Raw genomic sequence first — 26,845 nt, forward strand, 5'->3', positions numbered from 1 at the left:
GTGACACAGCGACCCCGCGCCCCCAGGCGATGCCTTTTCGGCCAAAAAAGACCCTCTTTTTCACAAAATCCGATTTTCTGCCCGACATCGGACGGCGCGTGGGCGATGCGGGAGCGACCGACAGCACGGGGGCGTTGATGTTATAGTTTTGTGATGAAACGAGGCGTGCGCGCTTGTGTCTGAAGTTCCAGTCAGACCGAAGCATATGGAAGCCCTGCAGCTCGGGGCGCAGCTCTGCTTCGCCATGTATTCGACGACCAGGTCCATGACCGCCTCGTATCGGCCGCACCTGGAGGACATGGGCCTCACCTACCCCCAGTACCTCGTCCTGTTGGCATTGTGGGAACACGAAGAGCTGACCGTGAAAGAGCTCGGCCAGAAAATGCGGCTCGACTACGGCACCGTGTCGCCGTTGACGCAACGGCTCGAACATTCCGGCTTGGTCGAGCGCCGACAGAGCGAGCACGACGGCCGGGTGACTGTGCTCCGGGCGAGCGCGGCAAGCCTTGCGCTGCAGCCGAAAGCGCTCACCATGATAGAAAGCGTGTTCGGCGGACTCGGCTACACGATCGATGAAATCATCTCGCTGCGCGATCAGATCAACGAGTACCGCAGACGTTTGGACAAACTCATCGAGCGCGACGCCGCCGGCCGTCAAGCCTGATGGCCCTGTCCCCCGCCCAGCGCGCCGAGGGGCTGGGCGCGCCCCGGACGCAGCGCCTCGCGCAGCGACGCTCTCGATCAGATCGGCCCGCCGGGAAGAACCCGGGAGTCCTGGGCGTTTGACATACTGGTGTCGGCGCTCGCCGACTCGTCCACGATCCGAAAGGACCGACCATGCCCCTTGTTGACGTCAGTTTGAAAGCAGGCCGCAGCCCTGAGCAGCTGCGCGAGCTCATCGCCGAGCTCACCGCGACCGTCCAGCGGGTGCTCGGCTCGCCGCCGGAGGCGGTTTCGGTGATCCTGCGCGAGGTGGCCCCGACGCATTGGGCCAACGCGAACACCACCCTCGCCGAGCGCGACGCGGCGAACTAAACCAGCTCCGCGGCGAGGGCGGCGGGGTCGGCCTCCGGCGCGACAACGCGCCACGGCCCGGCCCAGCCTGTTGCGGCGAGGCCGCCATAGACCGCGCCAACTCGTTCTTGGAGTTCACCGTCCCGCTCGTAAGCGTCGCGCGCCCGCCCTGGATCTGCGGCAGCGCGCGAGCGCGCCCGCTCGGCGGCAAGCCCCGCAGGGGTGGCGAGCAGCAGCTGGCAGTCCGGTTCCGGCAGGCCGAGGCGGCCGAACTCGAACTCGAACACCCAGGAGGCGAAGGGGCCAGCCGCGTCCTCGCCGAGCCGCGCCGCGCCGTACGCCGCGTTGCTCGCCGCATAACGGTCGCAGAGCACGATGTCATGCGAGCCGAGCAACGCGGCAAGCTCGCCTTTCGCCTCGTGCCGGTCCAACGCGAAGAGCAACCCCATGGCGAGCGGGTCCGCCGCGATCCTGCCGCCGAAGGCCCCCCGCAGCGACTCGGCCGCAAGATCGGCATGGGCCGACTGGCCGTAACGGGGAAAAGCCATCTGGGCGACGGAGCGCCCTTGCGCGCGCCACACAGCGGACAGAGCATCTGTGATGGTGCGCTTCCCGGCGCCGTCGAGGCCTTCGACAGTGATAAGCATGGTGGGCAGAGCCTATAGCATCCCCCCGGCGGACCGGAATGACAGTGACATCACGGTGCGCGGACCGCAGCGGCGGACGGTCTGGTCGAGCGGACCGGAGGCACAGAACGAAAGCTCCTGCGAAACCCGTGGGGTTTCGCAGGAGCTTTCGCCCGAAAACGCCCCGGATCAGTAGCGGTAGTGCTCCGGCTTGTACGGGCCCTCGACGTCCACGCCGATGTACTCGGCCTGCTCTTTGGTGAGCTTGGTCAGCGTGCCGCCGAGCGCTTCGACGTGGATCTTCGCGACCTTCTCGTCCAAGTGCTTGGGAAGGCGGTAGACCTCGTTGTCGTACTCGTCCGGCTTGGTCCACAGCTCGATCTGGGCGATGACCTGGTTCGAGAAGCTGTTGCTCATGACGAACGAAGGGTGCCCTGTGGCATTGCCCAGATTGAGGAGGCGGCCCTCCGAGAGCACGATGATCGACTTGCCGTTTCCAAAGGTGAACTCGTCCACCTGCGGTTTGATGTTCACCCGTGTCACATCGGGGGCGTGGGTGAGCCCATGCATGTCGATCTCGTTGTCGAAGTGGCCGATGTTGCCGAGGATGGCCTGGTGCTTCATCTGCCGCATGTGCTCCAAGGTGATGATGTTGACGTTGCCCGTGGTCGTGATGACGATGTCGGCCTCGCCGATCGCCTGCTCGACCGTCCGCACGTCGTACCCGTCCATCAGCGCCTGCAAGGCGTTGATGGGGTCGATCTCGGTCACAGTGACGCGCGCGCCCTGGCCGGCGAGGGACTGCACCGAGCCCTTGCCGACGTCGCCGTAGCCGCAGACCAAGACCTTCTTGCCGCCGATGAGCACGTCCGTGCCCCGGTTGATCCCGTCCACGAGCGAGTGGCGGCAGCCGTATTTGTTGTCGAACTTGCTCTTGGTGACCGAGTCGTTGACGTTGATCGCCGGGAACGGGAGCTCTTTGGCGGCCGAGAACTGGTACAGCCGCAGCACGCCGGTGGTGGTCTCCTCCGTCACGCCGCGCACCGAGCCGGCGATCCGCGTCCACTTGCCCGAGTCCGCCTCGTGCAGGGCGCGCACGAGCTTCAAGAACGCCTGCCACTCCTCCGAGTCGTCCTCCTCCGCGGGCGGCACCACACCGGCCTTCTCGTACTGCGCCCCGCGCAGCACCAGCATGGTCGCGTCCCCGCCGTCGTCGAGGATCATGTTCGCGGGCTCGTCCTTCCAGCTCAACGCACGGTCCAACGCCCACCAGTACTCATCGAGGGTCTCGCCCTTCCACGCGAAGACCGGCACGCCCTTCGGCTGGTCGACCGTGCCGTGGGGCCCGACCACCACAGCGGCGGCAGCGTGGTCCTGGGTGGAGAAAATGTTGCAAGAAGCCCAGCGGACCTCTGCGCCGAGCGCGACCAGCGTCTCGATGAGCACAGCGGTTTGGATGGTCATGTGCAGGGAACCGGTGATCCGCGCGCCCTTGAGCGGGAAGACCCCGTCGTATTCGCGGCGCAGGGCGATCAGCCCCGGCATCTCATGCTCGGCAAGACGGATTTCTTTGCGTCCGTATTCCGCGAGGGAGAGGTCGGCGACTTTATACTCCAAGTCGCCCGCGAAGTCTGCGACGAGCCCGTTGTAGCGCGTGGTCATATATTTCTCAGCCTTTCAGAGGATTGGTTGTTCCTCGGACAGGATATAGCGAACTCCTGTGAAGGGGCCCGCGCGGCGACTCTGGGCGCGGGGCGGGCGCTTTCACGCGGCGCACGCGGGGCGCAGGGCTTTGTAGGCGTCGTCAAAGAGCGCGACGGCGGCGTTGACGCGCTCCGGGCCCTGCTGGTCCCGGACCGCCGAGGCCAAAGCGGCCAATGCGTCCCTCAGGGCGAGGACGGCGCGGCGCGCGGAATCGGAGAGGTCGTTGGGAAAGCCGGTGAGGAAATCGTTGAGCGTGTCGGCGGCTTCGCCTGCCGCTTGTTCCGCGCCTTGGGCCAGACCTTCGACACGCGGGTCGCCGTAGTCGCCGTCGGCGACTGCGAACGCGCCGAGGAACCCCGAGATTGTGTCCATGCTCTGCGGCAAGTCGTCGTTGTACCAGCCGCAGAAATCGCCGAGCGGGCCCCGGTCGCCCTCGGCCGCGGCGACCCCGCCGAATGCGCTCGGAGCCGCTGGCGCCGGCGCGCCGGTCGGCGCCAGGGCCGACCGGCTTGCCGGACTCGGCCCGCTTGCCGGCCCGGCGCAGGCCGTCAAAAGCGCCGCCGCGCAACACGCGAGCCGGGCGGAGCGCGAAGCAGGGAACACCACCTGATTCTCTCAGGTCAAAGCTGTGAGCTCGCTGAGTGCCGCTCAGCCGCCGCTCGCGGTCTGGCTGGGGCGGTAGTGGTACCCGCCCGCGAAGTCGGCCTCGTCGGTGGCGGCGAGGCCCGCCGCGACTGCCGGATCGTCCGTCACCACGCCGAGCTCGCGATTGTTGTTCATCGAATTCTCCGAGAAGTTGATCGACCCGACGTAGGCGTTGGAGCCGTCGGCGACGATGTCCTTCGCGTGGATGTACGGCGACGCGGACCGGCCGTACAGGTCCACATGGACCCCGGCCTCGCTGAGCTGGTCGAGGTATTTGAAATAGCTCGGGTTGTTCGTCATGGTGACCCGGACGTCCACCCCGCGCTGCGCCGCGTGGGCCAAATGGTCCACGACGTCCTGGCTCGCCATCTCCTCGTTCTCGACGCTCAGGGTGTGTTTCGCGCCGTCGATGACCGCGAGCATGTTGCTCTTGGAGGTGGTCGGGCTCCACGTCAAGTTGTCGCCGGGCGGCGGCGTGTATTTCTTGTCCCCAGTGCCCGCGAAGTCGTGGTTGAAAACGTCTTGGATGGCCGCCACGTCGTTCTTGTTCGTGTCCATGACCACGAAATCCCGGGTGGTCTTGTAATCGCCCGCGACAGCATTGCCGCTCATGATCGCGGAGGTTTCGCCGTCCGCGGTCACCGTCTTCTGGTGGTAGTACGCGAGTTTGTTGGCCGTGTCCGGGTCGCCGGATGTGTTGGCGCTGTCCCAGGCGACCTTGACCCCGTTCTGGGTCAAATAGTCGTACGCCGCCTGATTCTTCTTCTGCTCGCCGCGTGTGTCGAGGACGACCCGCACGTCCACGCCGCGTTTGGCGGCTTGGGCCAACGCGGACTCCATGTTCTGGTCGTCCAGGTGGTACATGGTCATGTCGACGGACTTCTTCGCGCTGTCGATCAAGTCGACGACCTTCTGGAAGTTCTGGTCGTGCTGCACCCCGTCGGGCTGGTTGGGGCCTTCCACATACAGGGCGAGGCCGCTCCCGTTCGCGTTCGCGGCGAGCTCGTCCGCGCTCGCCGCGAAGGGGCGCACAGCCTTGACGTCGCCCGCGGCTCGCAGCCCGGCCGCCGCCTGCCGGGCGGCTTGGTCCGCCTGCGCGAGCACTGCGGACACCTCCCCCGGCAGTTCCGCCTTCACCTGTTCGTAGTGCGCCTTGTCCGAGGGCGAGAGGCTCTGCGCCAACCCCGTGAGGGCGTACGAGTCTCGGATCGAGCCGTCCGGTTGGATCGAGAACCCCGCGTCGCGCGCCCTGGACTCGATGTGCTGAGCGCTCGCCTGCAACGCGCACACCGCCGCCGCGAAATCGCCGACCTTCGTGTGAGCCTGCTCTGCCGCGCTCGTGGCCTCGGCGAGATAGCCCAGAGGGTCGGCGAACGAGTCCGCCGCGGCGTTTTTGGCCTGCCCCTGCCAGCCGGGCAGGCTCCGCGCCGAACCGAGCTTCGCCGCGAATGAGCCCAAGGCTCGGGCGCGTTCCGCCAAGGCGCGCTGGACCTCTTGCGCGGCGGCGGGGTCGAAACTCGTCACCGCGCGCCAAGCCCCGATGCTCACAAGGGGCTCTTTCGCGTCTGGATGTCTTCGGCGAGGGCGTGCGCGTTGCCCGTGTCGGCTCCTTGGTACAGATCCGCCGAGTCCGCAAGCCGCTCCGCCGTCTGGGCCAGCCGGTCGCGCAAAGCCGCGTCCGCGTCGTCCCATGCCGCTGTCATGTCCGCGCCGACCGCGCCGACTTCGTCGAACACGGCACCGAGCGCGGCGAACCCTTCGGTGATCGAGGCTGAAGAAATCTGTTGGAGAGCTGAAACCGCCTCCAGCGTGTCGGCCCGCAGCGCGGCCGAGTGCGCGCGCAACTGCCCGATGTCGACTGCGAGCTTGCTGCCGTCGCCCATACGTCTCCACTTCGTGCGCCGTGTCCTCGCGAAGGGCGCGCCCGCCAAGCGCGGCCCGAGCTGGTTGCGGCATACGGTGCCAGTTTCAGATGAACAAGCCGTTACCTGTGCATAAAATATGCACAGGCGCGCCGAAAACGTCCGCGGTGAACGCCTTCCAGCCGCGGACAGCAGGGCCGCATGCCCGCGCGGAACACCCAGCGCCAGCCAAAACACGCAGCGTCAGCGCGGGGCGCTCAGCTTTTCGCGCTGGTCTCTGGCGCAGGGACTTTTTCCACGAGGCCGCCAGTCCTGCCCAGCACGGAATGGCGGTAGCCGTAAGCGGCGTAGATCAACAAGCCCACGAGCAACCACACCCCGAACCGCACCCAGGTGAGCAGCGACAGGTTCAACATGAGCCACGCGCAGCTGGCAATGGCCGCGAGCGGCACCCACGGCATCGCCGGAGTCCTGAATCCGCGTTCGAGGTCCGGCTGGGTGCGCCGCAACACGATCACCCCGGCCGCGACGAGCACGAAGGCGAACAGCGTGCCCACGTTCACCATCTCCTCCAATTTGCCGATCGGGAAGACGCACGCGATCACCCCGGCCAGGACACCGGCGCCGAGGGTCAGACGCATAGGGTTGCCGTTCCCGGTCGTCACCGACCAGCGCCGAGGCAGAAGACCGTCCCTGGACATCGCGAAGGCGAGCCGGATAGTCCCGAGCAAGAGCACCAGCACCACAGTGGTCAAACCCGCCAGCGCCCCGAAGGAGATCAGCTTGGCGGCCCAGTCGACTCCGTGCAGGCTGAACGCGGTCGCGAGGTTGGCCTTGTGCTCATGCCCGGCGGCGTCCATGGTCGTGCGCAACTGGGTGTACGGCACCATGCCGGTGGCGACGAGCGACACCGCGAGATAGAGCACCGTGCAGATCGCGAGCGAGCCGATGATGCCTCTCGGCAAATCTTTCGCCGGGTTCTTCACCTCCTCCGCGGTTGTGGCGACCACGTCGAAGCCGACAAAGGCGAAAAAGACGATGGAGGCCCCGGCGAAGAGCCCATACCAACCGTATTGCGTTTGCGCGCCGCAGGTGAGGAACGCGAACAAGGACCCTTCCAGGCCGGAGCCCGAGCCGGTTTTCTGCTGCGGCTGCGGAATGAACGGCGTGTAGTTGCTGGCCTTGATGTAGAACGCCCCGGCGATGATGACGAAGAGCACCACCGAGACCTTGATGACAGTGATGACGCCGGAGACGCGCGCGGAAAGCTTCACCCCAAGGGCGAGGGCCGCGGTCACCCCCGCGACGATGATGAACGCCCCCCAGTCGAAGTCCACCGAATGAACGATCCCGAACCAGTCCGTGCCGTGTCCGCCGACGTCGATGTGCACGCTGGTCCCAGGGAGGTCGAACGCCTCAGCCAGATAGCTCGACCACCCCTGGGCGACCACCCCGGCGGCGAACGCCAGCTCCAACAAAAGATTCCATCCGACGATCCAGGCGAAAAGCTCCCCGAAGGTCGCGTAGGCAAAGGTGTAGGCGCTCCCGGCGACCGGAACGGTCGAGGCGAACTCCGCATAGCAAAGCGCGGCGAAACCACAGGCCACAGCGGCAAGGAGGAAGGAAAGCGTGACCGAGGGCCCCGCGTAGTCGCCCGCCGTGGACGCCCCGACGGCGAAGATCCCCGCCCCGATCACCACAGCCACCCCGAAGACCACGAGATCCCACGAGGTGAGGGTGCGCCGCAACTGCCTGCCTGGCTCAGCCGCCCCCGCCAATGTTTGTTCCACCGTCTTGTTCCGGGTCACCCCAGGCTTCAACACCATGAGACCGCCTCTCTGCGCTGTTGTCTTCCACTGGGCTGTGCAGTGAGCGAAGTCTACCGCAAACCGCAGGTCCTACCAGGTCAATCAGTGCTCTTCGGGTCTGCGGCCTCAACATGCTGGCGCCACGGACCAGGCGGAGCCTGCGCGGGAACGGCGCGGACCCTCCCTTCGAACGCCCACGCCAAGACCCCCGCCGCCTGACCGCACCACGGCCGCTCGCTCGCCCAGTGCCCCACATCGACCAGTGCGGTCCGGTGCGCGCGCACATGCTCGTCCACCGGGTGGTGCCGCAAATCGCCCGTCACATACACGTCCACATCGGCCTGGGCGACCGCGCCCAAGAGCGAGTCGCCCGCGCCGCCGCACACCGCGACGGTCGCGACCAATTGGCCGGGGTCGCCGGTCGCCCGCAGCCCCTCCGGGACGGCGGGCAGCGACTGGGCGGCGCGTGCGAGGAAGTCGCGCAACGGCTCCGGCCGTTCGAGCTCCCCGATTCTGCCGAGGCCGAGCGCGGTGGGCAGCGGGGCTTGGGGGAACACGTCGAAGGCAGGCTCCTCATACGGGTGCGCGTGGCGCAGCGCGGCCAACAGGGCCGAACGCAGCCGCTTGGGCGCGATCACTTCGACCCTTGCCTCTTGGACCCGCTCGACCTCCCCGACCCGGCCAATCGCCGGGTTCGCGCCATCAAGAGGGCGGAATTGCCCCACGCCGTCCGTGCGCCACGAGCACTGGTCGTATTGGCCGATCTTGCCCGCGCCCGCGGCGAACAAGGCCGAGCAGACCCGCTCGGCGTCGCCGGCCGGGACAAGCACCGCCCATTTGTCCAGCTCTTCTGTCATCACCGGTTCGACCGGGCCGACGATCCGCAGGCCCAGTGCCTCAGCCAAAGCGTCGCTGACGCCCGGATCTGCCCGATCCGCGTTGGTGTGCGCGGTGAACAAGGCGCAGCCGCCGCGGATCAGACGGTGCGCCAAACGCCCCTTCGGGGTGTCCGCGCTGACGGAATGGACTCCTTTGAGCAGCAGCGGATGGTGCGCGACGATGAGCTGCGCCCCTGTTTCAAGCGCTTCATCGACCACAGCCTCCGTGACGTCGACGCACACGAGAGCCTTGTCCACGGCTTCGTCCAGGTCGCCGCACACAAGGCCGACCGCGTCCCAGTCCAAGGCCAGGCGCGGCGGGTACGCCGCGTCGAGCGCAGCGACGACATCATGGAGTTTCGGCGCTGAATGCGAGCGGTGCATGGCGCCTATTCTAGAACCGCGCGATCTTTATTCCGCCCGAGCGCCACCCCCGCCGCACGGGAATACGCCCGCGCCGGAGCTGGCATACTCATGTGGTGGACTCATCGAAGCTGCACGTCACTTTTGTCTGCACGGGAAACATCTGCCGCTCCCCCATGGGCGAGCAGATGCTCCGAACCCAGCTTGAAAAGCTGCCTTGGGGTTCGCGCGTGCGGGTGAGCAGCGCCGGAACCAGCCGCTGGGAAATCGGCAACCCGATTGACGAGCGCGCCGCCGCCACACTCGCCGAGCACAACTGCCCTCCCTTCCGCGAGCACGTCGCCAAAACGCTGGACGCGGACCACCTGGCAGCAGATTTGGTCTTGGCGCTCGCCGAAGACCACCGCGCAGATCTCGCGCAACGCGGCGTTCCGCCCGAGCGGTTGCGCCTGTTGCGCAGCTTCGACCCGGACGCGGACGGAACCGAGGTCGCCGACCCCTATTACGGGAGCGCCTCTGGCTTCGAAACCACATATCGGCAGATCGAGGCCTCTCTGCCTGGGGTCATTGCCTGGTTGCAGACCCGGCTGGCCTGACACTATGACCACCCCGGCTGCGAGCTGCGCCCCCAGGGCCGGGGCCGCGCGTTGGCGGGTGTTGCTCCGCCCGAGCTGGATCGCGCTCGCCGCAGCTGTCGTCCTCTTCGCCGCGTTGTGTTTCTGGGTGTTCGCGCCCTGGCAGCTCGGCAAGCACGGCAGGACCCAACAACGCAACGAGCGGGTCCAGGAAGCTCTGGCCGCTCCCCCTGTTCCGCTCGCCGAATTGCTGCGCGCAGGAGTCGGGCCGCAGAGCGATTGGCGGGCTGTGTCGGTCACCGGCGTCTACGAGACGGGCAAGCAAGTGCTCTTGCGCGAACGCCCGGTGCAGGGCAACGCCCAAGGCCCGCAAGTCCTCGCCCCTTTTCGCTTCGACAACGGCAAAAGCGTCCTTGTGAACCGCGGCTACCTGCCCGAGGGCGCGACAACCGCCCCGCCCGCGCCAAGCGGGACGGTGACGCTCAACGCGAGACTCCGCCTGCCAGAGGCCACCCCGGCCGCACGGGCGGTCCGCACGCTCGCGAGCGGCGCGGAGGAAGTCCCCGCGATCGACCCGCCGGTCGTGCAAAATCTGACAGGCGTTTCACTTGAACCGGCATACCTGCAGCTCAGCGCAGGACAAGCTGGGGCGCTCGGCGCGCTGGAGGAACCCAATCTCGATCCTGGCCCATACTTGTCCTACGGGCTGCAGTGGCTCGCGTTCGGGGTCATCGCCCTTGCCGCGCTCGGGTACTTCGGCTATGCCGAGCTGCGTCCGACCGGCACAGACACCAGCGCCGCAGACAGCAGCAGCACAGACAACGGCGCCACAGCGAGCAGCACGGCGCAGCCGCAGGCGTCGCGGGGCGACGTTGTCGGCGGTCTGACCCGAGCCGAACGCAAGCGCGAACTGCGCGCCGCATTGGCGGGCGAGCACCACCGACCGGCCGCGGCGGGCCCGCTCGCGGACCGTTACGGACGCTGAGCGTCCGCCCGCGCGTCCCGGTCAGGCGGCGACCGTGCCCCAGAACGCGCATTTGTGCTCGTCCCATGGGCTCAGCGAGGAAGGGGGCTGCTTGCCCGCCGGGTACAGCCGCAGCACCGGACCGTTCGCGCCCGGCTCGCGACGCGGCCACGGCACATCCCCCTCAGGCTCACCGTGCCAGGCGAAACTCGTCCAATACTGGATCATTCGTTTGGCAAAAGCTTCCCGCGACGGGCTCAACCGCACGCCCGCCAACGTGCCCACGTCGAAAAGGTACGGCAATTCCGTTCCATGGGCGGCCCCAAGAGCCACCCCCGACCTTCCTGCGCCAACAGCATTGGGCGCGCTGAGGTCGTCGAACTCATAGGAATAGACCGGCGCGCGCCGGGCGAACAAATCATCCGCCCGCATCGCGGGACAGAGCCAGCCCGCATCGCTCGAAATCCGGGCCCAGGCGTCCCCCGGACTCGGGAACCGCTCGACTGGATACTGCTGGAGCACCTGGTCCGCCTGCGCGCCGAATGCCCGCCGCACCAGCTCGTCGTATCGCTCCGCACTGATCGGGTCTCGCTGCGAAGCGTCAGCGACCGCCGCCGTGCCCTCATCATGATTGGACCCTGAAATGATCGGAACAGCGGCCTGAGCGCCGTCCTCGAGGGTCTTGAGCGGGTCCTGCGGCAAGAGCCGGGTGCCGTAGGCGAGCAGGTTGCCGAACTCAGCGGAATGCTCCACGAGGGCCGCTGCGGGCAGTTTCCGCAAGCAGTCCAACAGTTGGTTCTGCGGGCAGCCCATCTCCTTGGCGAGCGCGAGCCCATGCTGCTCGGCCACGGACACGGGCGCGAAGGGGCGCGTGGCAGGCGCGGCGAGCCCGGCAGAAGCCCCCGCAGGCCATGCGGTGGCGCACGAGCCAGAGGACAGGATCGCCTTCGCGGCAAGGCCCGCCGCGGACGGCGAAGCGAGGAGGGCGCAGATGCTCATTGCCCCCGACGATTCTCCAAACATGGTCACATTGCCAGGGTCGCCGCCGAACGCGGCGGCGTTGCGATGCGCCCATTGGAGCACGGAGAGCTGGTCGGCGAGGCCGAAGTTTCCCGAATCCGCCACCCCGGGCAAGCCAAGCTGCGCGAGGAGGCCGAGACGGAAATTCGCCGTGACGACGATGACGTTGCCTTCTTCGACCAATCGTCTCGGATCGTATTGATGCCCGTCCCCCACTGTGAACCCGCCGCCGTGGAACCAGACCATCACGGGCAGCGACTGTCCCGCTGTCAGCGTCCTGGGCGTCATCACATTGACGGTGAGGCAATCCTCGTCCGTCGATACCGGCTTCCCGTCCGTCCCGAGCTGCGGGCAGGGCCCGCTGGAGGCGGCTGCCCCCCACACCCCCTCGTGCGCAGGCATCGGCATGGGCGAGGCGAAGCGCAACACGCCTGTGGGGGCTTGGGCGTATCGGATGCCGAAGAATGCGCGCACCTGGCCGGAGGCATTGCCCTCGTACCACCCGTCCGCCACATGCACGCGAAGCGGCGCTTGGATCTTGCGCGAGGTGTCACTCAGGGAGCAGCTTGGCAACAGCCCCACGAGGCAGACAACGAAAAGGAGCCGAAGGAAGCGCAAGAACCAGCGTGTCCGGGTTAATCCCAGCCGGTGTCGTGGGCGGCGGCGGGAATGGGGCCCGCGACGCGAGCCCAAGCGGCTTTGACCTGTTCTGCCTTGTCCTGAGAAACTTGCAGAACAACTTTGAACGGCTTGCGCTGCGAGTTCGCCCAGGTGAGGTTGGCGTCCTGAACGATTTTGACGAACGTCTCCAGTGCCTCTGGCTCGGCGGCGAGGAACTTGTCGGCGTCCCAAATGACGATGTAGTAGCCGAAGGCCACACCAAGCCAGTCAAGATCGGCGAGGCTGTCGGAGAGCGCGTCCCAGTTGTGCCCGAATGAGAAGGGGAATTGCAGAGCAGCGGCGAACTCGTCGAGCAAAGCGGCTTTTGTGGGCGCTTTGTGCCCTCGGATGAAGCGGACGATGTTTCCTTCGGCAGCGAGCAGGGACGCGCTCGAGTCGAAATGGCCAGGCTCGCCGACCAGAATCTCGAAAGCGGACCCCTCCCGGGTTGCCTCAGACATCAACGCATCCTCTCGAACGTCCTGTAATGGTCGCCAGTGTACCAGGCAGAATGGTCGCTCCCGGTGATGATCCGCTCGGCGTCACGGTTGCGGCCCTGGATTTTGTCGTTCACATCCCACTCGCGATAGACGATCCGTCGTCCCTGGTCGTCCTCGGCGGGCAACCGCCCTTCCCGGTTCTGCCAGACAGTGCCGCCCCGCGTGCCAGGCGCGCCAGACTGCGGCCATGTCCCCGCGTCGATCTTCTTCAGGGTCGCGTACGCCTTCGCGGGGATGGCGGCGACCGCCACTTGGCGGTCGCCGCCCGCCGGGGCCGCGACGGCCTGCTCGGCGCCCGTCCCAAGCGCGAAGAACGCGCAGACCGCCCACACCGAGGCCAAGATCTTATGCACTGCCGTGTTCCCTCTCGTTGACACGATCGTCTCGGATAGAGACATCGCTCGTGACGCTTCTTGGGGCCCGCCGCCCCGAGACGGCTAGCGGGCCTGGGCCGCGTCGTCGTCGATACTAGCGATTTGCATCGCCAGCCGCTCGCGCTCGTCCAAAACGCCCAATATTTCCTCCGAAGCCAAAGGAAGGCCGTTGGTGAACTGCCGCTCGCCGTGTTCCTTGGTGATCAAATAGCTGGCGACTCGATGTTCGGCGTTCGCCCCGGCCATGCCTGCCGCGCCCATCATCGGCATGCCCATCGTCCCGCCAGCGGGGCCAGCGCCAGCGCCGCCCGAAACTGGCTGCCCGACCGGGCTGGCAGTCGGCGCGGCCTGCCTGAGCTCGGGCGGCGGGGCCAGACGCGACGAAGCCGAGTCGGCCAACGTGGACGCCCCCGCGCCTGCCGCGCCGACGGACGTGTGGTCCGCGGCGGGTTGGGTCGCCGCAGCAGCGGCCGAACCGCCGATTTTGCCCCCGCCTTCGGCTTCGTCCGCGTTGGCGTCCCCGAACGGGACAGCAGCCGAGGCTGGCGTGGCCAAGGCTGCGAGCGAAGCTGCGAGCCCCGCCGCGTCAGCGGCGAAACCAGCTCCGGCGCGCGCGGCTCCGGCAAGACCTGGACCGGTCGAGCCCAACGCTCCCACCGCGGAGCCTGCCGAGCCTTCCGGGCTGGCTTGTTCTGGGCCGTCTTGGCCGGCGCTGTTCTTCCCCGGCCCGACAGGAACATGCCCAGCAGCGCCCGCGACACCGTGCTCGCCGCCGAGCGCGGCCGAGCTGCTCTGATCGTCGCGCGGTCGCCGCGATCCCCCTGCGGCAGCGTCCCTGCGGCCGTCCGCGCCGATATCAGGGATCGCCGCTGCGGGGAACGTCGGGGCGATGTCGATCGTCGGATTGCCCGCAAGATCGGTGTACAGGTGCCCGAGCGCCGTGGCGAGCGCCGTCGAGGCAACCCGCAGCTCGGCGAGCGAGCCCGCCGAGCCGAGCCCCAACTGCGCGTCATAGGCCTCCTGCAAATTGTGCGCGGCGGGCTGCACCTTCTCCACATATTGCTCGGAGAAATTGGCGAGCTTCGCCTTCATCCGATTGCAGGTGTCCGCGATGTTCAGCGCCGCGTAGCTGAGAACGGCCGACTCGTGATGCGCCTCGTCCACGAACTTCCCGAACAACTGGGCCGCCGCCGCGCCGTCCGCGTCGTGGCCGAACTGGCCGACCTCGGCCATTGCCCGCGCCATGTGCTGGTAATCGCCGAGCAGGCGCTCGATCGCGGGGCCGTCGATGGACTTCGCGACGCGCAACAACGCTTCTGGGTCGCTGACCATGGCCAGGTAATCGGCCCCCGCCATCAGCACCCCTCCTCAGGAGCGGCGCTGTGGATGCTTTGCGCTGCCTCCCGGTCGGTGTTGGCGATCAACTCGCCCCAGGTTTGGAAGTTGCCCCACAACTTTTCCACATTGTCCCGCTCTTGGCGCACGGCGAGGCGCAAAGCAGCCGTCAGAGCGTTCGCCGATTGGAAAGCAGCCGCCCCGTCCTCGCCCGATCCGAAGGGATTTCCCGATTGCAATGCCTGCGCCATCTCGTCGGCGAGCGAAGCCGCGCCGTGCAACGTGTCAAGGTGGCGCTGGTGCACCGCGCGCATCTGGCCCAAGCCCTCTTCCGACGCCTGTGCGCCGCCGCCCGTGTCGCGCTGTGGCGCCATGGCCGCCTCCTCATCACGAATCACATCAGGCCTGTTCGCTCGGCGCGAAAGCAGTTTCCAACTCCATGTCCAGAGTCTCTTGCTCCGTCAAAGCGCCGATCACGTCCGGCGAGACCACCGGCAGCTTTTCGATGAGCTCGTAGCCGTTGTCTTCGCTGTAGAGGTAGTCCGGGGCTTTGTGCTCTTTCCGCCCAGCGCCGCCCCGTCCGCCCATCACGCCTGCGCCCATCATGGCCCCCATCGCGGAACTCATGCCTCGCCCCATGCCAGCCGCGCCAGCGCCGGGGACGGACGAAAGCCCCGCGGCCCCGCCAGGGGCGACGTCCGAGGGCCTTGGTGCGAACCCGCCCGCGCCGCCCCGGCCGAGACCGGTTCCCGGCAACACGTCCGCAGCCGACTGCAGACCTGTGCTCGTGAGGGGCGGCAAGGCGGTGTCCGGCAGGCTTGCCGCCGTCATCGCTGACTTCCTGCCGGGGTCGGCCTCCCTGCCAGCAGGCGTTGCGTCAGCGCCCGCAGCCCCAGCCGGCGATCCCGAGCCGGAGTTTTGGCCGCCCCCGGAAAACTGGCCTGCGCCGTCCTGCGAGCTCGGCTGGGCCTGGTCCGCGTCGTCCGACGACGCTTTCTGCGTGGCCGCCGCCGAACCCGAGGGGGAGCCGCCGACCGGTTGGCCCGGGGCAGAGCTTCGCGTCTGTCCGGCGTCAGACGACGGCGGCGTGTGCCCGCCGTCGCCTGCGCCCGCCTTCGCCTCCGCCACGTCTTTCACAGCCGCCGCAGGCGCAGGGGCCGAGGGCATGGACACGCTGTAGAGATTGTTGAGCGCGCTGGCCAGCGGCGCGGCGGCGGACTTCCAGTCCGCGGGGCTGCTGGACTGGTTGAGGACCTGCTCGAGGTTCGCGGCGGCAGACTTCACTTGCGGCACCTGGTCGTGGAACTGCCGCAGCGCCATCGCCATGCCGAGGAGCGAGGTCCCTGTCTCGGTGGAATCTGTGCCGATTTCCAGGAGCCTGGGCTCGAAATCGTCGCGGAGCACGCTGTCGAACTCGTCCCTCGGAATGCTCGGGAACTGGGTGACCGTCTTGCCGAGTTCGTCAAAATGCTCGCATATGTAGACGATGGCCAGCAACGCCGTCTCCGCAGCGCCTTGGTCGAGGGAGTTCGCGACGGCGATCAGCTCATAGGGGTCGTCCACGCTGAAGCTCACAGCGGGCCTCCCACGCGGGCGTGGCGGCCCGCGGCTGCCGGGGCGCCCGCGCTCGCCGTTTCCGGGGCGCGGAGCCCGGCGTGGCCGCCGATGTCCGGCGTTCGGGCCTCGGCCTGGCGGAACGCGCACGCCCACTCGGAGTCCGTGCTCTGCGCTTTCGTCTTGATCTCCTGCGTCCCGTCGGCCACGCCGTTGAGGATGGCCTGGATGGTTGCCGCTTTCTCCCGCATCCGGTCCATCCATTCGCTGACCGTCTGGCCGTACGCCTGGCCTTGCGCGCAGGAGCCGAACATGGTCGCGAGGAAACTCTTCACCTGTTCGGACTGGGTTGCCGCGGAGTGCGCGTGCCCGGCGCCCGCCTGGCAAATGTCGACCGCCTTCTGCACCCCTTCGGGAGTGACCACGAACGGGCGGCCCCGGTCGAGGAGCTTGCCCAGCTGCCACATTTTCTCGGCGTAGTCGCGAACCTGCTCTCGGGCTTGGTCCGGGGCGTCGGGCGGGACAATGCCCGCGAAGCCCGGTTGCGCGCACACGTGCGCGAGCGCTTGATCGCGCGAAGTGATCTCGTGGCCGTCAATGACGACCGGCTCCTCGTGGTCTCCCATTCGACACCTTTCCCGTCTCGCAACATCTGTTCCGGAAAACCAGCACGACAGGCAGCGACCGGCTTGCGGCTGTGTGATCGCCATAAGAACGCCTGACGCCGACGTTGACTCGCCAGAAGTGTAAACCCGCTGAGAACCGGCCGCAAGGCGTGCGTGTGGACAAAGACGGGCGTCGGAGAAATCCCGCTGGGAGGGAGCCGAACCGCCCCCGGGCACGTCCAACACAGGCGCGCTGAAATGCTTCCCCGCCCCCATCGCGCCCCGCCTGGGAATTGCGCGCGGTGTACGCTCGGAGCCCTATGGCAAGCACGTCCACCACCGCCACGCCCATCACCGCACGGAGCGGCATTCGCGAGTCCCGCGAGCCTGTCGAGGTCCGAGAAGTCGGCCTGATCGACTACGAAGAGGCCTGGGAACTGCAACGCCAGCTCGCCCAGAAACGGGCCGAGGGCGGGCCGGACGTGGCGCTGCTGCTGGAACACCCCGCCGTGTACACGGCGGGCAAACGCACCGAGGCGAGCGAGCAGCCTTTCGACGGAGCCAAGGTCATCAGCGTCGACCGAGGCGGCAAGATCACCTGGCACGGTCCGGGCCAGCTCGTCGGCTACCCCATTGTGAAACTCGACGAGCCCATTGACGTCATCAGGTATGTCCGCGCCCTGGAAGAAGCGCTCATCAGCGCATGCGCGCATTTCGGAGTCCGCGCTGCCCGCGTCGCGGGCAGCTCCGGGGTGTGGCTGCCCGCCGACAACATGCGGATCCAACGCAAAATCGCCTCGATCGGGGTTCGTGTGCAGCGCGGCGTGACGCTGCACGGCTTCTCCCTGAACTGCGACGCCGACCTTTCCGCCTTCGCCAATATTGTGCCCTGCGGCATCTCCGGAGTCGGGGCCACTTCGCTCAGCGCGGAGACCGACCGGCAGGTGACTGTCGCCGAGGCGCTGCCAGTTGTGGCCGACCGGCTCCTCGCGGCATTGGACGGGAAGCTCGCCAACCGGAGTTGATCCGACGGCTTCGCCGCAGCGCCGCAAAAGCCGCCCCCTTCCGCGCCGCGCGCCGCGTATCCTCGCAACATGAGAACGCGACGAGTCCTCGCCGCCGCTGCCGCAGCGGTGCTCGCAAGCTGTGGCGGACCGAGCACTGAGAAACCAAGCACGCAGACCGTGACCAGCACAATCACGTCAGAAAGCCTTTCGAGCGGAACCGCCGCCGCGCCCAGCCCCTCCCCCGCGCCCCGCGCGGGCGCAACGCCGACGGAAGGCGCCGCCGTCGCCGACGTCATCGACTGGGTCCAAGCAGGCAAACCTGTCGACCCGAACGGATACCGAACGGTGCGCGACCCTCGCGACACCCCGCCGCGCGGCACCGACATCGGGCCAGGGGTCGCATTCCAGTCGCCGACAAAAAAGATCTCGTGCGTCGGCGGGGTCGCCCAAGGCGGCGAGAAGAGCGCCGCGCCGCCCTTCTCCTGCCTCGTCAGCCTGCAAAATCCGCCGCCCCGGCCCAAAGAGCCCGGCCAATGGATCGGCGGCTGGGTGGATTACAGCGGGAACGCGGCTTCTGTCGGCTCCTTCCACGGCGACCCTGGGGTGTTCCGCGACGGCGACGGAGCAGAACTGGCGTACGGCCAGCATCTGCGCTTTCGAGGCGGCTCCGACGAGTACGACTGCCGCATGGACGAAAGCGGGCTGTGGTGCGCCGACAAGGCCAAGGGCTCAGCGGTCCTCATCAACGACCAAGGCGTCACCCCTTACGGATGCCTGCGGCAGATCCCCCACAGACACGGCGAAGGCTTCTCGTACACATGTTGAGCCCGGTTGTCGGCTCCGACAGCACGCCGGAGCAACGCTCGAGCTTGCGCCACAGCGCGCACTGGGCGGCGCTGCTCACCTGCGCCGCCGGGGTCCTCGCGCTCTGCTACGGCGAGAGCGTCCTCGACCCAGGCGCTCCGCAGCTCGCGTCTACCCCGCTGATCGCCGCGGGCCTGTTCTGGCTCGCCGAACTCGTCCTCGCCGCGATGTCGGGGGCGCTCGACCGAGGACTCATCGCCGCGCCAGCCGTCGCGCTGCTCGGCTTCGGCCTCGTCTGCAGCGACTTCCCGTTCCGCCTGGCCTGGCACAGCAGCAAGGGCGCGTTCGACAGCGCCGCGGCCGAGCTGCGCCAACACCCGCAGGAGATTCCGGGTTTCCACGGCAAGCTCGGGATGTGGGAAATCGACGCGGTGCAGGCGGAACCGAGCTCGCAAGCCCTGTATTTCGAAGTCGCGGGCGAGGAGCCGGACCGGCCGGTGTTCGCCAACGTCCCCGGCGACAAGCCGGCGGACTGGGGCTCGTATCGGGACTGCGCGGATATCGCGGGCGACTGGCAGCGCTGCGTCTGGCGGTTCTGAGCGCGCGCAGGCAGACGGGCGACCGAGCGCGGAGCCCGCCGGGCGCCTGCGGGTAGGCTGGACAGGTGACGATCGCACCGGAAGGACGCAAGCTCTTACGCCTGGAGGCGCGCAACGCCCAGACCCCCATCGAGCGCAAACCGGAGTGGATCCGCACCACCGCCAAACTCGGTCCGGAGTACAACACGCTCAAGTCGCTCGTCAAAGGCTCCGGCCTGCACACTGTCTGCGAAGAGGCCGGCTGCCCGAACATCTTCGAGTGCTGGGAGGACCGCGAGGCGACCTTCCTCATCGGCGGCGAGCAATGCACGAGGCGCTGCGACTTCTGTCAGATCGACACCGGCAAACCCGCAGCGCTCGACCGCGAAGAGCCCCGGAAGGTGGCCGAGTCCATCCACACCCTCGGGCTGCGCTACGCCACTGTCACTGGCGTGGCGCGCGACGACCTTCCCGACGGCGGCGCGTGGCTGTACGCGGAAACTGTGCGCGCCACCCGCGAAGTGAACCCAGACACGGGGATCGAGCTTTTGATCCCGGATTTCACCGGCACCAAGGCTCAGCTCGACGAGGTGTTCCACGCACGGCCCAACGTGCTCGCGCACAACCTTGAAACCGTGCCGAGGATCTTCCGGGAGATCCGCCCGGCGTTCCGCTACCAGCGCAGCCTCGACGTGATCACCGCCGCGCGGGAGGCCGGTCTGGTCACGAAGTCGAACCTCATCCTCGGTCTCGGCGAGACCCCTGACGAGGTGACCGCCTGCCTTGCGGATCTGCACGCCTCAGGCTGCGAGATCCTCACCATCACGCAGTATCTGCGCCCCACCCCGCGCCACCACCCGGTCGCGCGCTGGGTCAAGCCGCAAGAGTTCCTCGACCACGCCAAGGCCGCGGAACAGATCGGCTTCACAGCGGTCATGACCGGGCCGCTGGTGCGCTCCTCCTATCGCGCGGGCAGGCTTTACGCGAAAGCTCTTCTGGCCCGAGGCGAGTCGTTGCCCGAGGGCATGGCGCATCTCGCCCAGGAGGGCACGGCCCGCCAAGAGGCGTCCTCCGTGCTGGAAATGCACGTCGCGCGCTCGGGCTCTCATTGAGCCCGTCTGAGTCGAGCGCCCCCGCCAACGTCTGGACGGACGGCCAGAAGCTCTCGCCCGGCCTGCGCAGCTTCAGCGCAGACCGCGTCAGCCGGGCAAGGTCCGGGCGAGCGCCGCGCGCGCGTGTCGTTCGACTTTCGCGGGAAGGCACGGGGCGTCGAGCAATTGCCGCAGTTTTCGCGGCGCCGCTGAGCCTTCGAAAAGCTCCCGAGCCGTCACGGCGTGTTCCGGCCGGCTGAGCACATCGATCGGATCGCCTGCTGCGACGGCGCCGCCGCGCACGACCCGCAGTATAGACCCCGACGTCCCCCTGCCGGGCGAACCGCCGGGTCCAATGCTCCTGTTCAGACCACCGCTCGAACGTCACGCACGGCACACGAGGGATCGTCGCTTCGAGCACCAGCCCCCCGGTTCCGACCGACCAACGCTCGCCGATCACGGCGTCGGTGGTCTCGATCCCGCTCACACGCAGGTTCTCACCGAACCAACCTGGAGGAAGGGCGCGCCCCAACTCGGCGGACCAACGCCGCGCCTCATGCTCGGCGTAGGCGTACACCGCTTGGTCTTCCCCGCCGTGATGTTTGCGGTCGCAGACATGGTCCCCGTCCACACCGAGCTCGCGCACCATGACCCGGCCCTGGACAGGACGTTTGTCGATGGCCGAGTTCTGGAGCCTGCCACGCGCACCGCCAGCGAGAGGATGCTCCTCGAACACGACGCACACCGCGTCGACACGCCCTCGTTCTGCCATACGTCCAATCTAACGCCCGGCCCCGGATCCCGCCCGCCCACCAGATTCGGCGAGGCGGGGCGATGTGAGGCGCTGCGATGTGGCGAGGGCGGCCAGAAAGCCGACGCGCTGGCGCGCCGAGCTCGGCGCGCCAGCGGCGATCACGCCCTGCTCATGCGCCTTCGCGCCATCCGCTACCGTAGTGCTATGCCGAAACCTCCCGCCTCGACGAGCAAAGAAGCGAAAGCCGCCGCCAAAGCCGCGCGCAAGGCGCAGTCCAAGGAGCGCCGCCAGCAGCTGTGGCAGGCGTTCAACGTGCAGCGGCGCGAAGACCGCTGGCTGTTGCCGCTCATGATCGGCGCGGTCGTGCTCGGCGTCGCCCTCGGCGTCGGGGTCGGCCTGCTCACCGGCGGCGTCTGGTATTTCACCCCGCTCGGCGCGCTCGCCGGTGTGGTCGGGGCGTTCGCTGTGTTCAGCCGCAGGATACAAAGCACGGCCTACGCCAACGCGGAGGGCAAGACCGGGGCCGCGAGCTGGGTGCTCGAACAGCTCCGAGGGGCGTGGCGCGTCACGCCGGGAGTGGCGGCGAACGGCCAATTCGACGTGGTGCACAGGGTTATCGGCAAACCCGGCGTCATTCTCGTCGGCGAAGGGGCCCCGACTCGGGCGCAGGGTTTGCTCTCGCAAGAGAAGCGCAAGATCGCCAAGCTCGTCGGAGACACCCCGATCTACGAGATCGTGGTCGGGAACGGGGAGGGCTGCGTCGCGCTTGCAAAGCTGCAACGGCACATCATGCGCCTGCCCAACAATATCGACACGAAGCGGATGGACGCGCTCGAGGCGAAGTTCGCCGCGCTCGGCTCGCGCCCTACTCCTTTGCCGAAGGGGCCTTTGCCGCCGGGGGCGAAGATGCGCAACCTCCAGCGGGCGACCCGGCGGGTTCGGAATTAGGGCGACGGGGCCCGGCGGGTTCGAGGGCGAAGCGGGTCACGCGGAGGCGAGCGCGACAAACTGCCCGATGTGCAGCTCCTCGCCGCGCGCCGACCCCGGCACACCGGCGGCTTCGAGGCGTCGTCGCAGTTCCTCTGGGGAGCCCGCCCATCCTTTCAACACCGCGCCGAGCGTCTTGCGACGCGAGGCGAACGCGGCGTCGATCAAGGCGAACACCGCGCGCCGGGTGTGCTCGTCCGTCGCCCAGGGCGAGTCTGCGCGCCGGGTGAAACGCACCAGCGCGGAGTCCACATTCGGCTGCGGCCAGAACACCTCGGGCGAAATTTTGCCCGCGAGTTCGGCGTGGCCGTAAAAAGCAGTCTTCAAAGTCGGGACGCCGCCTTCTCTCGCGCCTGGCTTGGCCGCGAGGCGCTGCCCGACTTCGAGCTGCACCATGACAAGCGCGTTGTCGATGCTCGGCAATTCGGCCAGCGCGCGCAAAAAAACAGGGACGGCCACGTTGTACGGCAGGTTTGCCACCAGCGCGGTGGGCGCTGCTGGCAGGTCTGCGCCTGTGAGCCCGAGCGCGTCCTTCTCCACGAGGTGGAACTGTCGGCCAGGAGCCCGCGCGGCGATGGTCGAGGACAACGCATCGGCGAGCTTGCCGTCCACCTCCACCGCGGTCACGTCGTGGGCGACGTCGAGCAGACCGAGCGTGAGCGAGCCAAGTCCCGGCCCGATCTCCAACACCGAGTCCTGAGGCCGCAGACCCGCTGCCGCGACGATGCGCCGGATGGTCCCAGGGTCGTGGACGAAGTTCTGGCCGAGCCGTTTGGTGGGGCGAACCTCAAGGCGCTCGGCGAGCTCGCGAATGTCGCCGAGCCCCAGGTATCGCACTGGCAACAGGCTGTTCACACCCCCGCCGATCCTGGTGCTCGCACCCCACGCGGGCAGGGCTCTCGGCGCGCAAGGGCGCGGCGCCCGAGCGCCCGACGAGGCGACAAGGGGGCCGCCGGGGCGGCGGTCACTACCGCAAACCGGCTTTGACGCTGCACACCGGCCACGCGCCCCAGCCTTGGGACGATTGGGTGGTGCGGGCGATCGCGATCTGCTCTTCGCGCGTGGCGAGGTCCGCGCGGGGGGCGTATTTCAGACCGCCGTGCGCGATCCAGGTGCCGTAGTCGAACTGCACGCCGCCGTAGAAGCCGTTGCCGTTGTTGATGTGCCAGTTCCCGCCCGACTCGCAGGCGGCCAAGGAGTCCCAGGCGCCGCCGTCGAGGACCGGGGGCACTTCGGTGCCCGGTTTCGCGCCGACTTCCATGACACGGGGCTTGCCTTCGACCAGGATGGAGCGGTTGAGCGGCGTGCGTTCCACAGGCTGGCCGTTGACGTACTTGATGGAGTACGTGACGCGCTGCGAGCCCTCTGAGCCCGGATCGTCCAGTTTGGACCAGCTGAAGTTTTTCGACTCGTCCTGTATCAGCTGGTCTTCCGGCTGGTAGGCCTCGATCACGGTCTCGGTTTTCATCTCGACGCGGTTGACGGTGAGCGTTTGCACGCCGTCGGCGGAGGCGTCGAGTCCGGGATCGGCGAAGTCTTGGGCGCCCAAACGCACCCCGGCGCTGTCGAGCACTTGGCGCACCGTGCCGCCGACGACGCGGACCTGGCGCGTGACGCCGCCGTCGGAGAGCGTGATCGTGCGGGGCTCGCGCAGCCGCACGACGAGCCCTTCCAATGGGATCCGCTGGTCGCCAACGGCGCCGACGCTCCCGTCAGCGGTGGTCATGTCGTGCTCTGCGAGCGCGGCGGTCACTGTGTGCTCCGTGGTGACGAGATTGCGGTCCGACACCGGCTTCCCGTCCGGGCCGAGCGCGATCACCCGCAGAATGCGGGCGCGGGCGAGGGTGATGCGCTGCCCCTCGTCGATCTGCGCGTCTGGGGCGGGGCTGACCTGGTCGCTCTTGCGGACTTGGTAACCCGCCTCTGCGAGGGCGCCGGCCACATTGTCTTTGGTCGTGGTGAATTCCTGCGCCGCCCCGTCGACGTCGAGCGTGACGGTGTGGCGTTGCGCGATGACGAGCACGCCGCCCGCGCCGATGGTGAGGAGCAGAGCGGCCACCGCGCCGCGCAGGGCAAGCCTCTCGCGCAGCGACCGGGGCGGCTTGGCCCCGTCCATCGACACGGAGGGGGCGCTCGTGTCGTTCTCGTCGGTCATCGTTCTCCCTGCGGCGGGCCTATCTGTTCTCTTCATGTCGTTTCATGTCTTCGCCGCGTGTTCGTCGTTCGCGATTCATCGATAGTCACGACAGCATAACGAGCTTCGCGCAACGTTGGCAACTGCAAGCAGGAAGACCGGCGGGGCCATTGGGGCGTATGTGACCCCTCGACCAGCAGAACGCGGTCTTTCTCACGGTGAATTCTTCACCGCCCAATGCCGTAGACCCGCTCGGCGACAGCCGTGCTCGCGGCGGCGAGCTCCTCCGGAGCCACGCCGCGCAGCGCGGCGAGCGAGCGGACGGTGTACGGCAAGCAGTACGGCTCGTTCGGGGCCCCCCGGTACGGGTGCGGGGTCAAAAAAGGCGCGTCGGTCTCGACCAGCATCTGCCCGGGGGGAACCAGCGGCGCCGCCTCGCGCAGCAACGCGGCATTGGTGAAACTCACCGTGCCGGAGAAGGACAGCACGTAGCCGCGGTCCACGCACTCGCGCGCCATCGTCGCGTCTGAGGAGAAGCAGTGCATGATGACCGTCTCGGGCGCCCCCTCCTCGTCCAGCGTTTTCAGCACGTCCTCGTCGGCCTCGCGGTTGTGGATCATGAGCGGTTTGCCGACGCGCTTCGCGAGGTCGATGTGCCAACGGAAAGCCTCGAATTGCTCCGCTTTGCTCGCGCAGCCTTCGAGTTTGCCGAGCCAAAACCATTCCAGCCCGGTCTCCCCGACGGCCACGGTCCTCGGGTCGCGGGCAAGTGCCTCCAGTTTCGTCTTCGCGGTCTCGTCCACTGCGCCCGCCCGAGACGGGTGCACCGCCACTGCGGCCCACACCCGAGGGTCCCAATGCGCGGCGGACACGGCGAATTCGGCGGAGTCCAGACCGTCCGCCACGGTCACGACTCGGCCGACCCCGGCAGACTCGGCGCGGCCGAGGATCTCGCCGACCGAAGCCGCGTCCCGCGCTCCGCACGCGTCGAGGTGGGTGTGCGCGTCGACCAAGGAGCCGACTGGCTCCGGCAACGGAGGCGGTTCTTTGGATTTGGACTGTGCCACCGCACGAGCGTAGCTGTTGCCGCGAGGCCGAGACGGTCCCGGCAGGGCGGCCCTGGCGCGGGCGGCGCTGCGACAGCGGTCATTCGCGCAGCTCGCCGTCGCGGCGTGCCGTATTCTGAGAACACCATGACGAGGACCCCGTATTACCTGACCACGGCCATCACGTACGCGAACGGCGCCCCGCACTTCGGGCACGCCTATGAGTTCATCTCGGCGGACGCCTTCGCCAGATTCGCCCGCCTGGACGGCAAGGACGTGTTCTTCAGCGTGGGCATGGACGAATACGGGCAAAAGGTCCAGCAGAGCGCCGAGAAAGAAGGCATCAGCCCGCAGGAGTTCGTGGACCGGGTGGCGGAACGGTTTTTGGAGCTGCACGCCGCGCTCGGCAGCTCGTACGACAGGTTCATCCGCACCACCGAGCCCGGGCACACCGCTTCGGTGCAGGAGCTGTGGCGGCGGATGGACGCGAACGGCGACATTTACCAGGGCAGCTACACCGGCTGGTACAGCGTCCGGGACGAAGCTTTTTACGGCGAAGAGGAGACCTGCGTCGGCGAGGACGGCGTCCGGATCGCCTCGGCGACGGGCACGCCCGTCGCCTGGACCGAGGAGTCGACGTACTTTTTCCGCCTCTCCGCCTATCAGGACCGGCTGCTCGCGCTCTACGAGGAGCATCCCGAGTTCATCGGCCCGGACTCCCGGCGCAACGAGATCGTGCGCTTCGTGTCGCAGGGCTTGAAAGACTTGTCCGTCTCCCGGTCGAGCTTCAACTGGGGCGTCCCGGTGCCGGGAGACCCCGAGCATGTCATGTACGTGTGGGTGGACGCGCTCACCAACTATTTGACGGCGATCGGCTTTCCCGGCGACGAGGCGGGGGTCGCGAAGTTCTGGCCCGCGGACTTGCAGATCATCGGGAAGGACATCACCCGGTTCCACGCTGTGTACTGGCCCGCGTTCCTGCTCTCCGCAGGTTTCGCGCCGCCGAAACGGGTGTTCGGGCACGGTTTCGTGCTCAACAAAGGCCATAAGATGTCCAAGTCCGCGGGCACCGGGCTCGACCCGTTCTGGCTCATTGAGACGTTCGGCCAGGACGCGGTGCGCTTCTTCGCCTTGCGCGAGATCCCGTACGGGCAGGACGGCTCCTACAGCGACGAGGCGATTGTGACGCGGGCGAACGCGGAGCTGTCGAACGGGCTCGGGAACCTGGCGCAGCGCTGCCTGACCATGATCGCGAAAAACTTCGGCGGGACCGTGCCAGACCCAGGCGCGCTCGCCGCCGAGGACGAGGCGCTGCTCGCGCAGGCCGACGGCATGCTCGCCGCATACCGTCCGCACTTTGCGGCGCAGCGCCCCGATTTGGCGATCGCGGCCGTGTTCGACGTCGTTTCCTTGGCCAACGGCTACTTCACCGCGCAAGCGCCCTGGACCCTCAAGGAGGACCTTGGGCGGATGGGCACGATCCTGTACACGACCGCCGAAGTGGTCCGCCAGGCGGCGATCCTGCTGCAGCCCGCAATGCCGCAGGCGAGTGAGAAGCTGCTCGACTTGCTCGGCCAAAGCAGCGGAGCCCGGATGTTCGCCGACCTGCCCGCCCGGCTCGCGCCGGGGCTCGCGCTGCCCGAGCCCAAGGCTGTGTTCCCGAGGCTGGCCACGCCGAAAGAAGACGTGTGAGGGCAGCCGGCGCGCCCGGCGTCGCCCGCGGGGTCGTCATGAGCGCCCAGACCGACGCGGCCGCCGAGGAACATGGCTTCCTCGCCATGATCGCCCGGAGAACAGCCGACAATCTCGAACCGCTCCCATGAGCGTCTGTATACTTCACTTATAAGGTTCTTTTTATAACCTCGTCATAGAAAAATATAACTTTGTCATAGAAAAGTCGCTCGTCACAGCCTCACACGGAGCTTTTCGACCACGCCGCGCAGGCACCCGGAAAAAC

Annotated in this window: 28 protein-coding genes and 1 pseudogene; 11 read left to right on the plus strand and 18 right to left on the minus strand. The window is 67.8% G+C overall.

What is annotated here, in order from left to right; translation table 11 throughout:
* Window positions 1-205: 205 nt before the first annotated feature.
* Together SROT_RS11085 and SROT_RS11090 are read left to right on the plus strand one after the other, a co-directional pair.
* Window positions 206-664 (plus strand): MarR family winged helix-turn-helix transcriptional regulator, encoded by a 459-nt coding sequence (locus tag SROT_RS11085; RefSeq protein ID WP_013139115.1) that lies wholly within the window; start codon window positions 206-208, stop codon window positions 662-664.
* A gap of 173 nt (window positions 665-837) precedes the next feature.
* Window positions 838-1,035, plus strand: a complete 198-nt coding sequence (locus tag SROT_RS11090; RefSeq protein ID WP_013139116.1) for a tautomerase family protein — start codon at window positions 838-840, stop codon at window positions 1,033-1,035.
* Here SROT_RS11090 and SROT_RS11095 read toward each other — a convergent pair.
* The 7 genes from SROT_RS11095 to SROT_RS11125 all read right to left on the minus strand — a co-directional run bounded on the left by SROT_RS11095 (window position 1,032) and on the right by SROT_RS11125 (window position 8,921).
* Complete coding sequence (locus tag SROT_RS11095; RefSeq protein ID WP_013139117.1) at window positions 1,032-1,661, minus strand: dTMP kinase; 630 nt, start codon at window positions 1,659-1,661, stop codon at window positions 1,032-1,034. The genes SROT_RS11090 and SROT_RS11095 overlap by 4 nt on opposite strands.
* A gap of 168 nt (window positions 1,662-1,829) precedes the next feature.
* Window positions 1,830-3,302 (minus strand): adenosylhomocysteinase, encoded by a 1,473-nt coding sequence (gene ahcY / locus SROT_RS11100; protein ID WP_013139118.1) that lies wholly within the window; start codon window positions 3,300-3,302, stop codon window positions 1,830-1,832.
* A gap of 102 nt (window positions 3,303-3,404) precedes the next feature.
* Window positions 3,405-3,947, minus strand: coding sequence for a thiopurine S-methyltransferase (locus SROT_RS11105; RefSeq protein WP_148223427.1), 543 nt, complete (start codon window positions 3,945-3,947; stop codon window positions 3,405-3,407).
* Between the two features lie 45 nt (window positions 3,948-3,992).
* On the minus strand, window positions 3,993-5,537 hold the full coding sequence (locus SROT_RS11110) for a phospholipase D-like domain-containing protein (RefSeq protein ID WP_013139120.1): 1,545 nt from the start codon (window positions 5,535-5,537) through the stop codon (window positions 3,993-3,995).
* A complete protein-coding gene (locus SROT_RS11115; protein WP_013139121.1) occupies window positions 5,534-5,872 on the minus strand; it encodes a hypothetical protein in 339 nt (112 codons plus the stop codon). The genes SROT_RS11110 and SROT_RS11115 overlap by 4 nt, the downstream gene beginning before the upstream one ends.
* 236 nt (window positions 5,873-6,108) lie before the next feature.
* The gene (locus tag SROT_RS11120) at window positions 6,109-7,677 is read right to left on the minus strand and encodes an amino acid permease (protein WP_013139122.1); all 1,569 of its coding nucleotides are present in this window, start codon (window positions 7,675-7,677) and stop codon (window positions 6,109-6,111) included.
* Between the two features lie 80 nt (window positions 7,678-7,757).
* A complete protein-coding gene (locus SROT_RS11125; RefSeq protein WP_013139123.1) occupies window positions 7,758-8,921 on the minus strand; it encodes a Nif3-like dinuclear metal center hexameric protein in 1,164 nt (387 codons plus the stop codon).
* A gap of 95 nt (window positions 8,922-9,016) precedes the next feature.
* On the opposite strand from SROT_RS11125, the gene SROT_RS11130 reads away from it, so the two are divergent.
* On the plus strand, window positions 9,017-9,496 hold the full coding sequence (locus SROT_RS11130; RefSeq protein WP_013139124.1) for a low molecular weight protein-tyrosine-phosphatase: 480 nt from the start codon (window positions 9,017-9,019) through the stop codon (window positions 9,494-9,496).
* A gap of 4 nt (window positions 9,497-9,500) precedes the next feature.
* Window positions 9,501-10,460 (plus strand): SURF1 family cytochrome oxidase biogenesis protein, encoded by a 960-nt coding sequence (locus tag SROT_RS11135; RefSeq protein ID WP_013139125.1) that lies wholly within the window; start codon window positions 9,501-9,503, stop codon window positions 10,458-10,460.
* Window positions 10,461-10,481: 21 nt separating this feature from the next.
* Here SROT_RS11135 and SROT_RS11140 read toward each other — a convergent pair whose 3' ends face one another.
* From SROT_RS11140 to SROT_RS11170, 7 genes are all read right to left on the minus strand, one after another.
* A complete protein-coding gene (locus tag SROT_RS11140) occupies window positions 10,482-12,041 on the minus strand; it encodes a carboxylesterase/lipase family protein (RefSeq protein WP_041407953.1) in 1,560 nt (519 codons plus the stop codon).
* Between the two features lie 53 nt (window positions 12,042-12,094).
* The gene (locus tag SROT_RS11145; RefSeq protein WP_013139127.1) at window positions 12,095-12,580 is read right to left on the minus strand and encodes a barstar family protein; all 486 of its coding nucleotides are present in this window, start codon (window positions 12,578-12,580) and stop codon (window positions 12,095-12,097) included.
* Entirely contained in the window at window positions 12,580-12,972 is a 393-nt protein-coding gene (locus tag SROT_RS11150; RefSeq protein ID WP_013139128.1) for a guanyl-specific ribonuclease, read from the minus strand. Before SROT_RS11150 ends, SROT_RS11145 begins: the two co-directional genes overlap by 1 nt.
* A gap of 84 nt (window positions 12,973-13,056) precedes the next feature.
* Window positions 13,057-14,349 carry a hypothetical protein gene (locus tag SROT_RS11155; protein ID WP_013139129.1) on the minus strand — a complete coding sequence of 431 codons (1,293 nt, stop codon included), beginning with the start codon at window positions 14,347-14,349 and terminating at the stop codon, window positions 13,057-13,059.
* Window positions 14,349-14,702 (minus strand): hypothetical protein, encoded by a 354-nt coding sequence (locus SROT_RS11160; RefSeq protein ID WP_013139130.1) that lies wholly within the window; start codon window positions 14,700-14,702, stop codon window positions 14,349-14,351. The genes SROT_RS11155 and SROT_RS11160 overlap by 1 nt, the downstream gene beginning before the upstream one ends.
* Before the next feature lie 25 nt (window positions 14,703-14,727).
* Entirely contained in the window at window positions 14,728-15,903 is a 1,176-nt protein-coding gene (locus tag SROT_RS11165; RefSeq protein ID WP_013139131.1) for a hypothetical protein, read from the minus strand.
* Window positions 15,900-16,508 carry a hypothetical protein gene (locus tag SROT_RS11170; protein ID WP_013139132.1) on the minus strand — a complete coding sequence of 203 codons (609 nt, stop codon included), beginning with the start codon at window positions 16,506-16,508 and terminating at the stop codon, window positions 15,900-15,902. The genes SROT_RS11165 and SROT_RS11170 overlap by 4 nt, the downstream gene beginning before the upstream one ends.
* Window positions 16,509-16,837: 329 nt before the next feature.
* Here SROT_RS11170 and lipB point away from each other — a divergent pair, with 329 nt between their 5' ends.
* The 4 genes from lipB to lipA all read left to right on the plus strand — a co-directional run bounded on the left by lipB (window position 16,838) and on the right by lipA (window position 19,988).
* Window positions 16,838-17,512: a lipoyl(octanoyl) transferase LipB gene (lipB, locus tag SROT_RS11175; protein ID WP_425358198.1), complete on the plus strand. Its 675-nt coding sequence runs from the start codon at window positions 16,838-16,840 to the stop codon at window positions 17,510-17,512.
* Between the two features lie 69 nt (window positions 17,513-17,581).
* Window positions 17,582-18,319 carry a hypothetical protein gene (locus SROT_RS11180; protein ID WP_041407232.1) on the plus strand — a complete coding sequence of 246 codons (738 nt, stop codon included), beginning with the start codon at window positions 17,582-17,584 and terminating at the stop codon, window positions 18,317-18,319.
* The gene (locus SROT_RS11185; protein ID WP_013139135.1) at window positions 18,313-18,897 is read left to right on the plus strand and encodes a hypothetical protein; all 585 of its coding nucleotides are present in this window, start codon (window positions 18,313-18,315) and stop codon (window positions 18,895-18,897) included. Before SROT_RS11180 ends, SROT_RS11185 begins: the two co-directional genes overlap by 7 nt.
* Window positions 18,898-18,962: 65 nt before the next feature.
* Window positions 18,963-19,988 (plus strand): lipoyl synthase, encoded by a 1,026-nt coding sequence (gene lipA, locus SROT_RS11190; protein ID WP_013139136.1) that lies wholly within the window; start codon window positions 18,963-18,965, stop codon window positions 19,986-19,988.
* 87 nt (window positions 19,989-20,075) lie between these two features.
* Here lipA and SROT_RS11195 read toward each other — a convergent pair.
* A pseudogene (locus SROT_RS11195) lies at window positions 20,076-20,739 on the minus strand (MOSC domain-containing protein).
* Between the two features lie 186 nt (window positions 20,740-20,925).
* Between SROT_RS11195 and SROT_RS11200 the strand changes: the two are divergent.
* Window positions 20,926-21,669, plus strand: a complete 744-nt coding sequence (locus SROT_RS11200) for a DUF4191 domain-containing protein (protein WP_013139137.1) — start codon at window positions 20,926-20,928, stop codon at window positions 21,667-21,669.
* Between the two features lie 36 nt (window positions 21,670-21,705).
* Here the strand turns inward: SROT_RS11200 and rsmA are convergent, their stop codons facing one another.
* From rsmA to SROT_RS11215, 3 genes are all read right to left on the minus strand, one after another.
* On the minus strand, window positions 21,706-22,563 hold the full coding sequence (gene rsmA, locus SROT_RS11205) for a 16S rRNA (adenine(1518)-N(6)/adenine(1519)-N(6))-dimethyltransferase RsmA (RefSeq protein WP_013139138.1): 858 nt from the start codon (window positions 22,561-22,563) through the stop codon (window positions 21,706-21,708).
* A gap of 112 nt (window positions 22,564-22,675) precedes the next feature.
* Entirely contained in the window at window positions 22,676-23,863 is a 1,188-nt protein-coding gene (locus SROT_RS17290) for a resuscitation-promoting factor (RefSeq protein WP_013139139.1), read from the minus strand.
* A 206-nt stretch (window positions 23,864-24,069) separates the two neighbouring features.
* Window positions 24,070-24,909, minus strand: a complete 840-nt coding sequence (locus tag SROT_RS11215) for a TatD family hydrolase (protein WP_013139140.1) — start codon at window positions 24,907-24,909, stop codon at window positions 24,070-24,072.
* 126 nt (window positions 24,910-25,035) lie between these two features.
* Here SROT_RS11215 and metG point away from each other — a divergent pair, with 126 nt between their 5' ends.
* A complete protein-coding gene (gene metG / locus SROT_RS11220; RefSeq protein ID WP_013139141.1) occupies window positions 25,036-26,580 on the plus strand; it encodes a methionine--tRNA ligase in 1,545 nt (514 codons plus the stop codon).
* Complete coding sequence (locus SROT_RS17295) at window positions 26,577-26,711, plus strand: hypothetical protein (protein WP_013139142.1); 135 nt, start codon at window positions 26,577-26,579, stop codon at window positions 26,709-26,711. The genes metG and SROT_RS17295 overlap by 4 nt, the downstream gene beginning before the upstream one ends.
* Window positions 26,712-26,845: the final 134 nt, after the last annotated feature.

It is taken from the genome of Segniliparus rotundus DSM 44985 (assembly GCF_000092825.1).
Classification (GTDB): domain Bacteria; phylum Actinomycetota; class Actinomycetes; order Mycobacteriales; family Mycobacteriaceae; genus Segniliparus; species Segniliparus rotundus.

Bases quoted from the DNA above. Each gene is read 5' to 3' on its own strand.
- SROT_RS11185 (WP_013139135.1), top strand. From the start codon at position 18,313: ATGTTGAGCCCGGTTGTCGGCTCCGACAGCACGCCGGAGCAACGCTCG.
- SROT_RS17290 (WP_013139139.1), bottom strand. From the start codon at position 23,863: ATGACCGACGAGAACGACACGAGCGCCCCCTCCGTGTCGATGGACGGG.
- SROT_RS11180 (WP_041407232.1), top strand. From the start codon at position 17,582: ATGAGAACGCGACGAGTCCTCGCCGCCGCTGCCGCAGCGGTGCTCGCA.
- SROT_RS11200 (WP_013139137.1), top strand. From the start codon at position 20,926: ATGCCGAAACCTCCCGCCTCGACGAGCAAAGAAGCGAAAGCCGCCGCC.
- SROT_RS11160 (WP_013139130.1), bottom strand. From the start codon at position 14,702: ATGGCGCCACAGCGCGACACGGGCGGCGGCGCACAGGCGTCGGAAGAG.
- ahcY (WP_013139118.1), bottom strand. From the start codon at position 3,302: ATGACCACGCGCTACAACGGGCTCGTCGCAGACTTCGCGGGCGACTTG.
- SROT_RS11170 (WP_013139132.1), bottom strand. From the start codon at position 16,508: ATGGGAGACCACGAGGAGCCGGTCGTCATTGACGGCCACGAGATCACT.
- SROT_RS11095 (WP_013139117.1), bottom strand. From the start codon at position 1,661: ATGCTTATCACTGTCGAAGGCCTCGACGGCGCCGGGAAGCGCACCATC.
- SROT_RS11135 (WP_013139125.1), top strand. From the start codon at position 9,501: ATGACCACCCCGGCTGCGAGCTGCGCCCCCAGGGCCGGGGCCGCGCGT.
- SROT_RS11155 (WP_013139129.1), bottom strand. From the start codon at position 14,349: ATGGCGGGGGCCGATTACCTGGCCATGGTCAGCGACCCAGAAGCGTTG.
- SROT_RS11120 (WP_013139122.1), bottom strand. From the start codon at position 7,677: ATGGTGTTGAAGCCTGGGGTGACCCGGAACAAGACGGTGGAACAAACA.
- SROT_RS11085 (WP_013139115.1), top strand. From the start codon at position 206: ATGGAAGCCCTGCAGCTCGGGGCGCAGCTCTGCTTCGCCATGTATTCG.
- SROT_RS11145 (WP_013139127.1), bottom strand. From the start codon at position 12,580: ATGTCTGAGGCAACCCGGGAGGGGTCCGCTTTCGAGATTCTGGTCGGC.
- SROT_RS11090 (WP_013139116.1), top strand. From the start codon at position 838: ATGCCCCTTGTTGACGTCAGTTTGAAAGCAGGCCGCAGCCCTGAGCAG.
- SROT_RS11115 (WP_013139121.1), bottom strand. From the start codon at position 5,872: ATGGGCGACGGCAGCAAGCTCGCAGTCGACATCGGGCAGTTGCGCGCG.
- SROT_RS11125 (WP_013139123.1), bottom strand. From the start codon at position 8,921: ATGCACCGCTCGCATTCAGCGCCGAAACTCCATGATGTCGTCGCTGCG.
- metG (WP_013139141.1), top strand. From the start codon at position 25,036: ATGACGAGGACCCCGTATTACCTGACCACGGCCATCACGTACGCGAAC.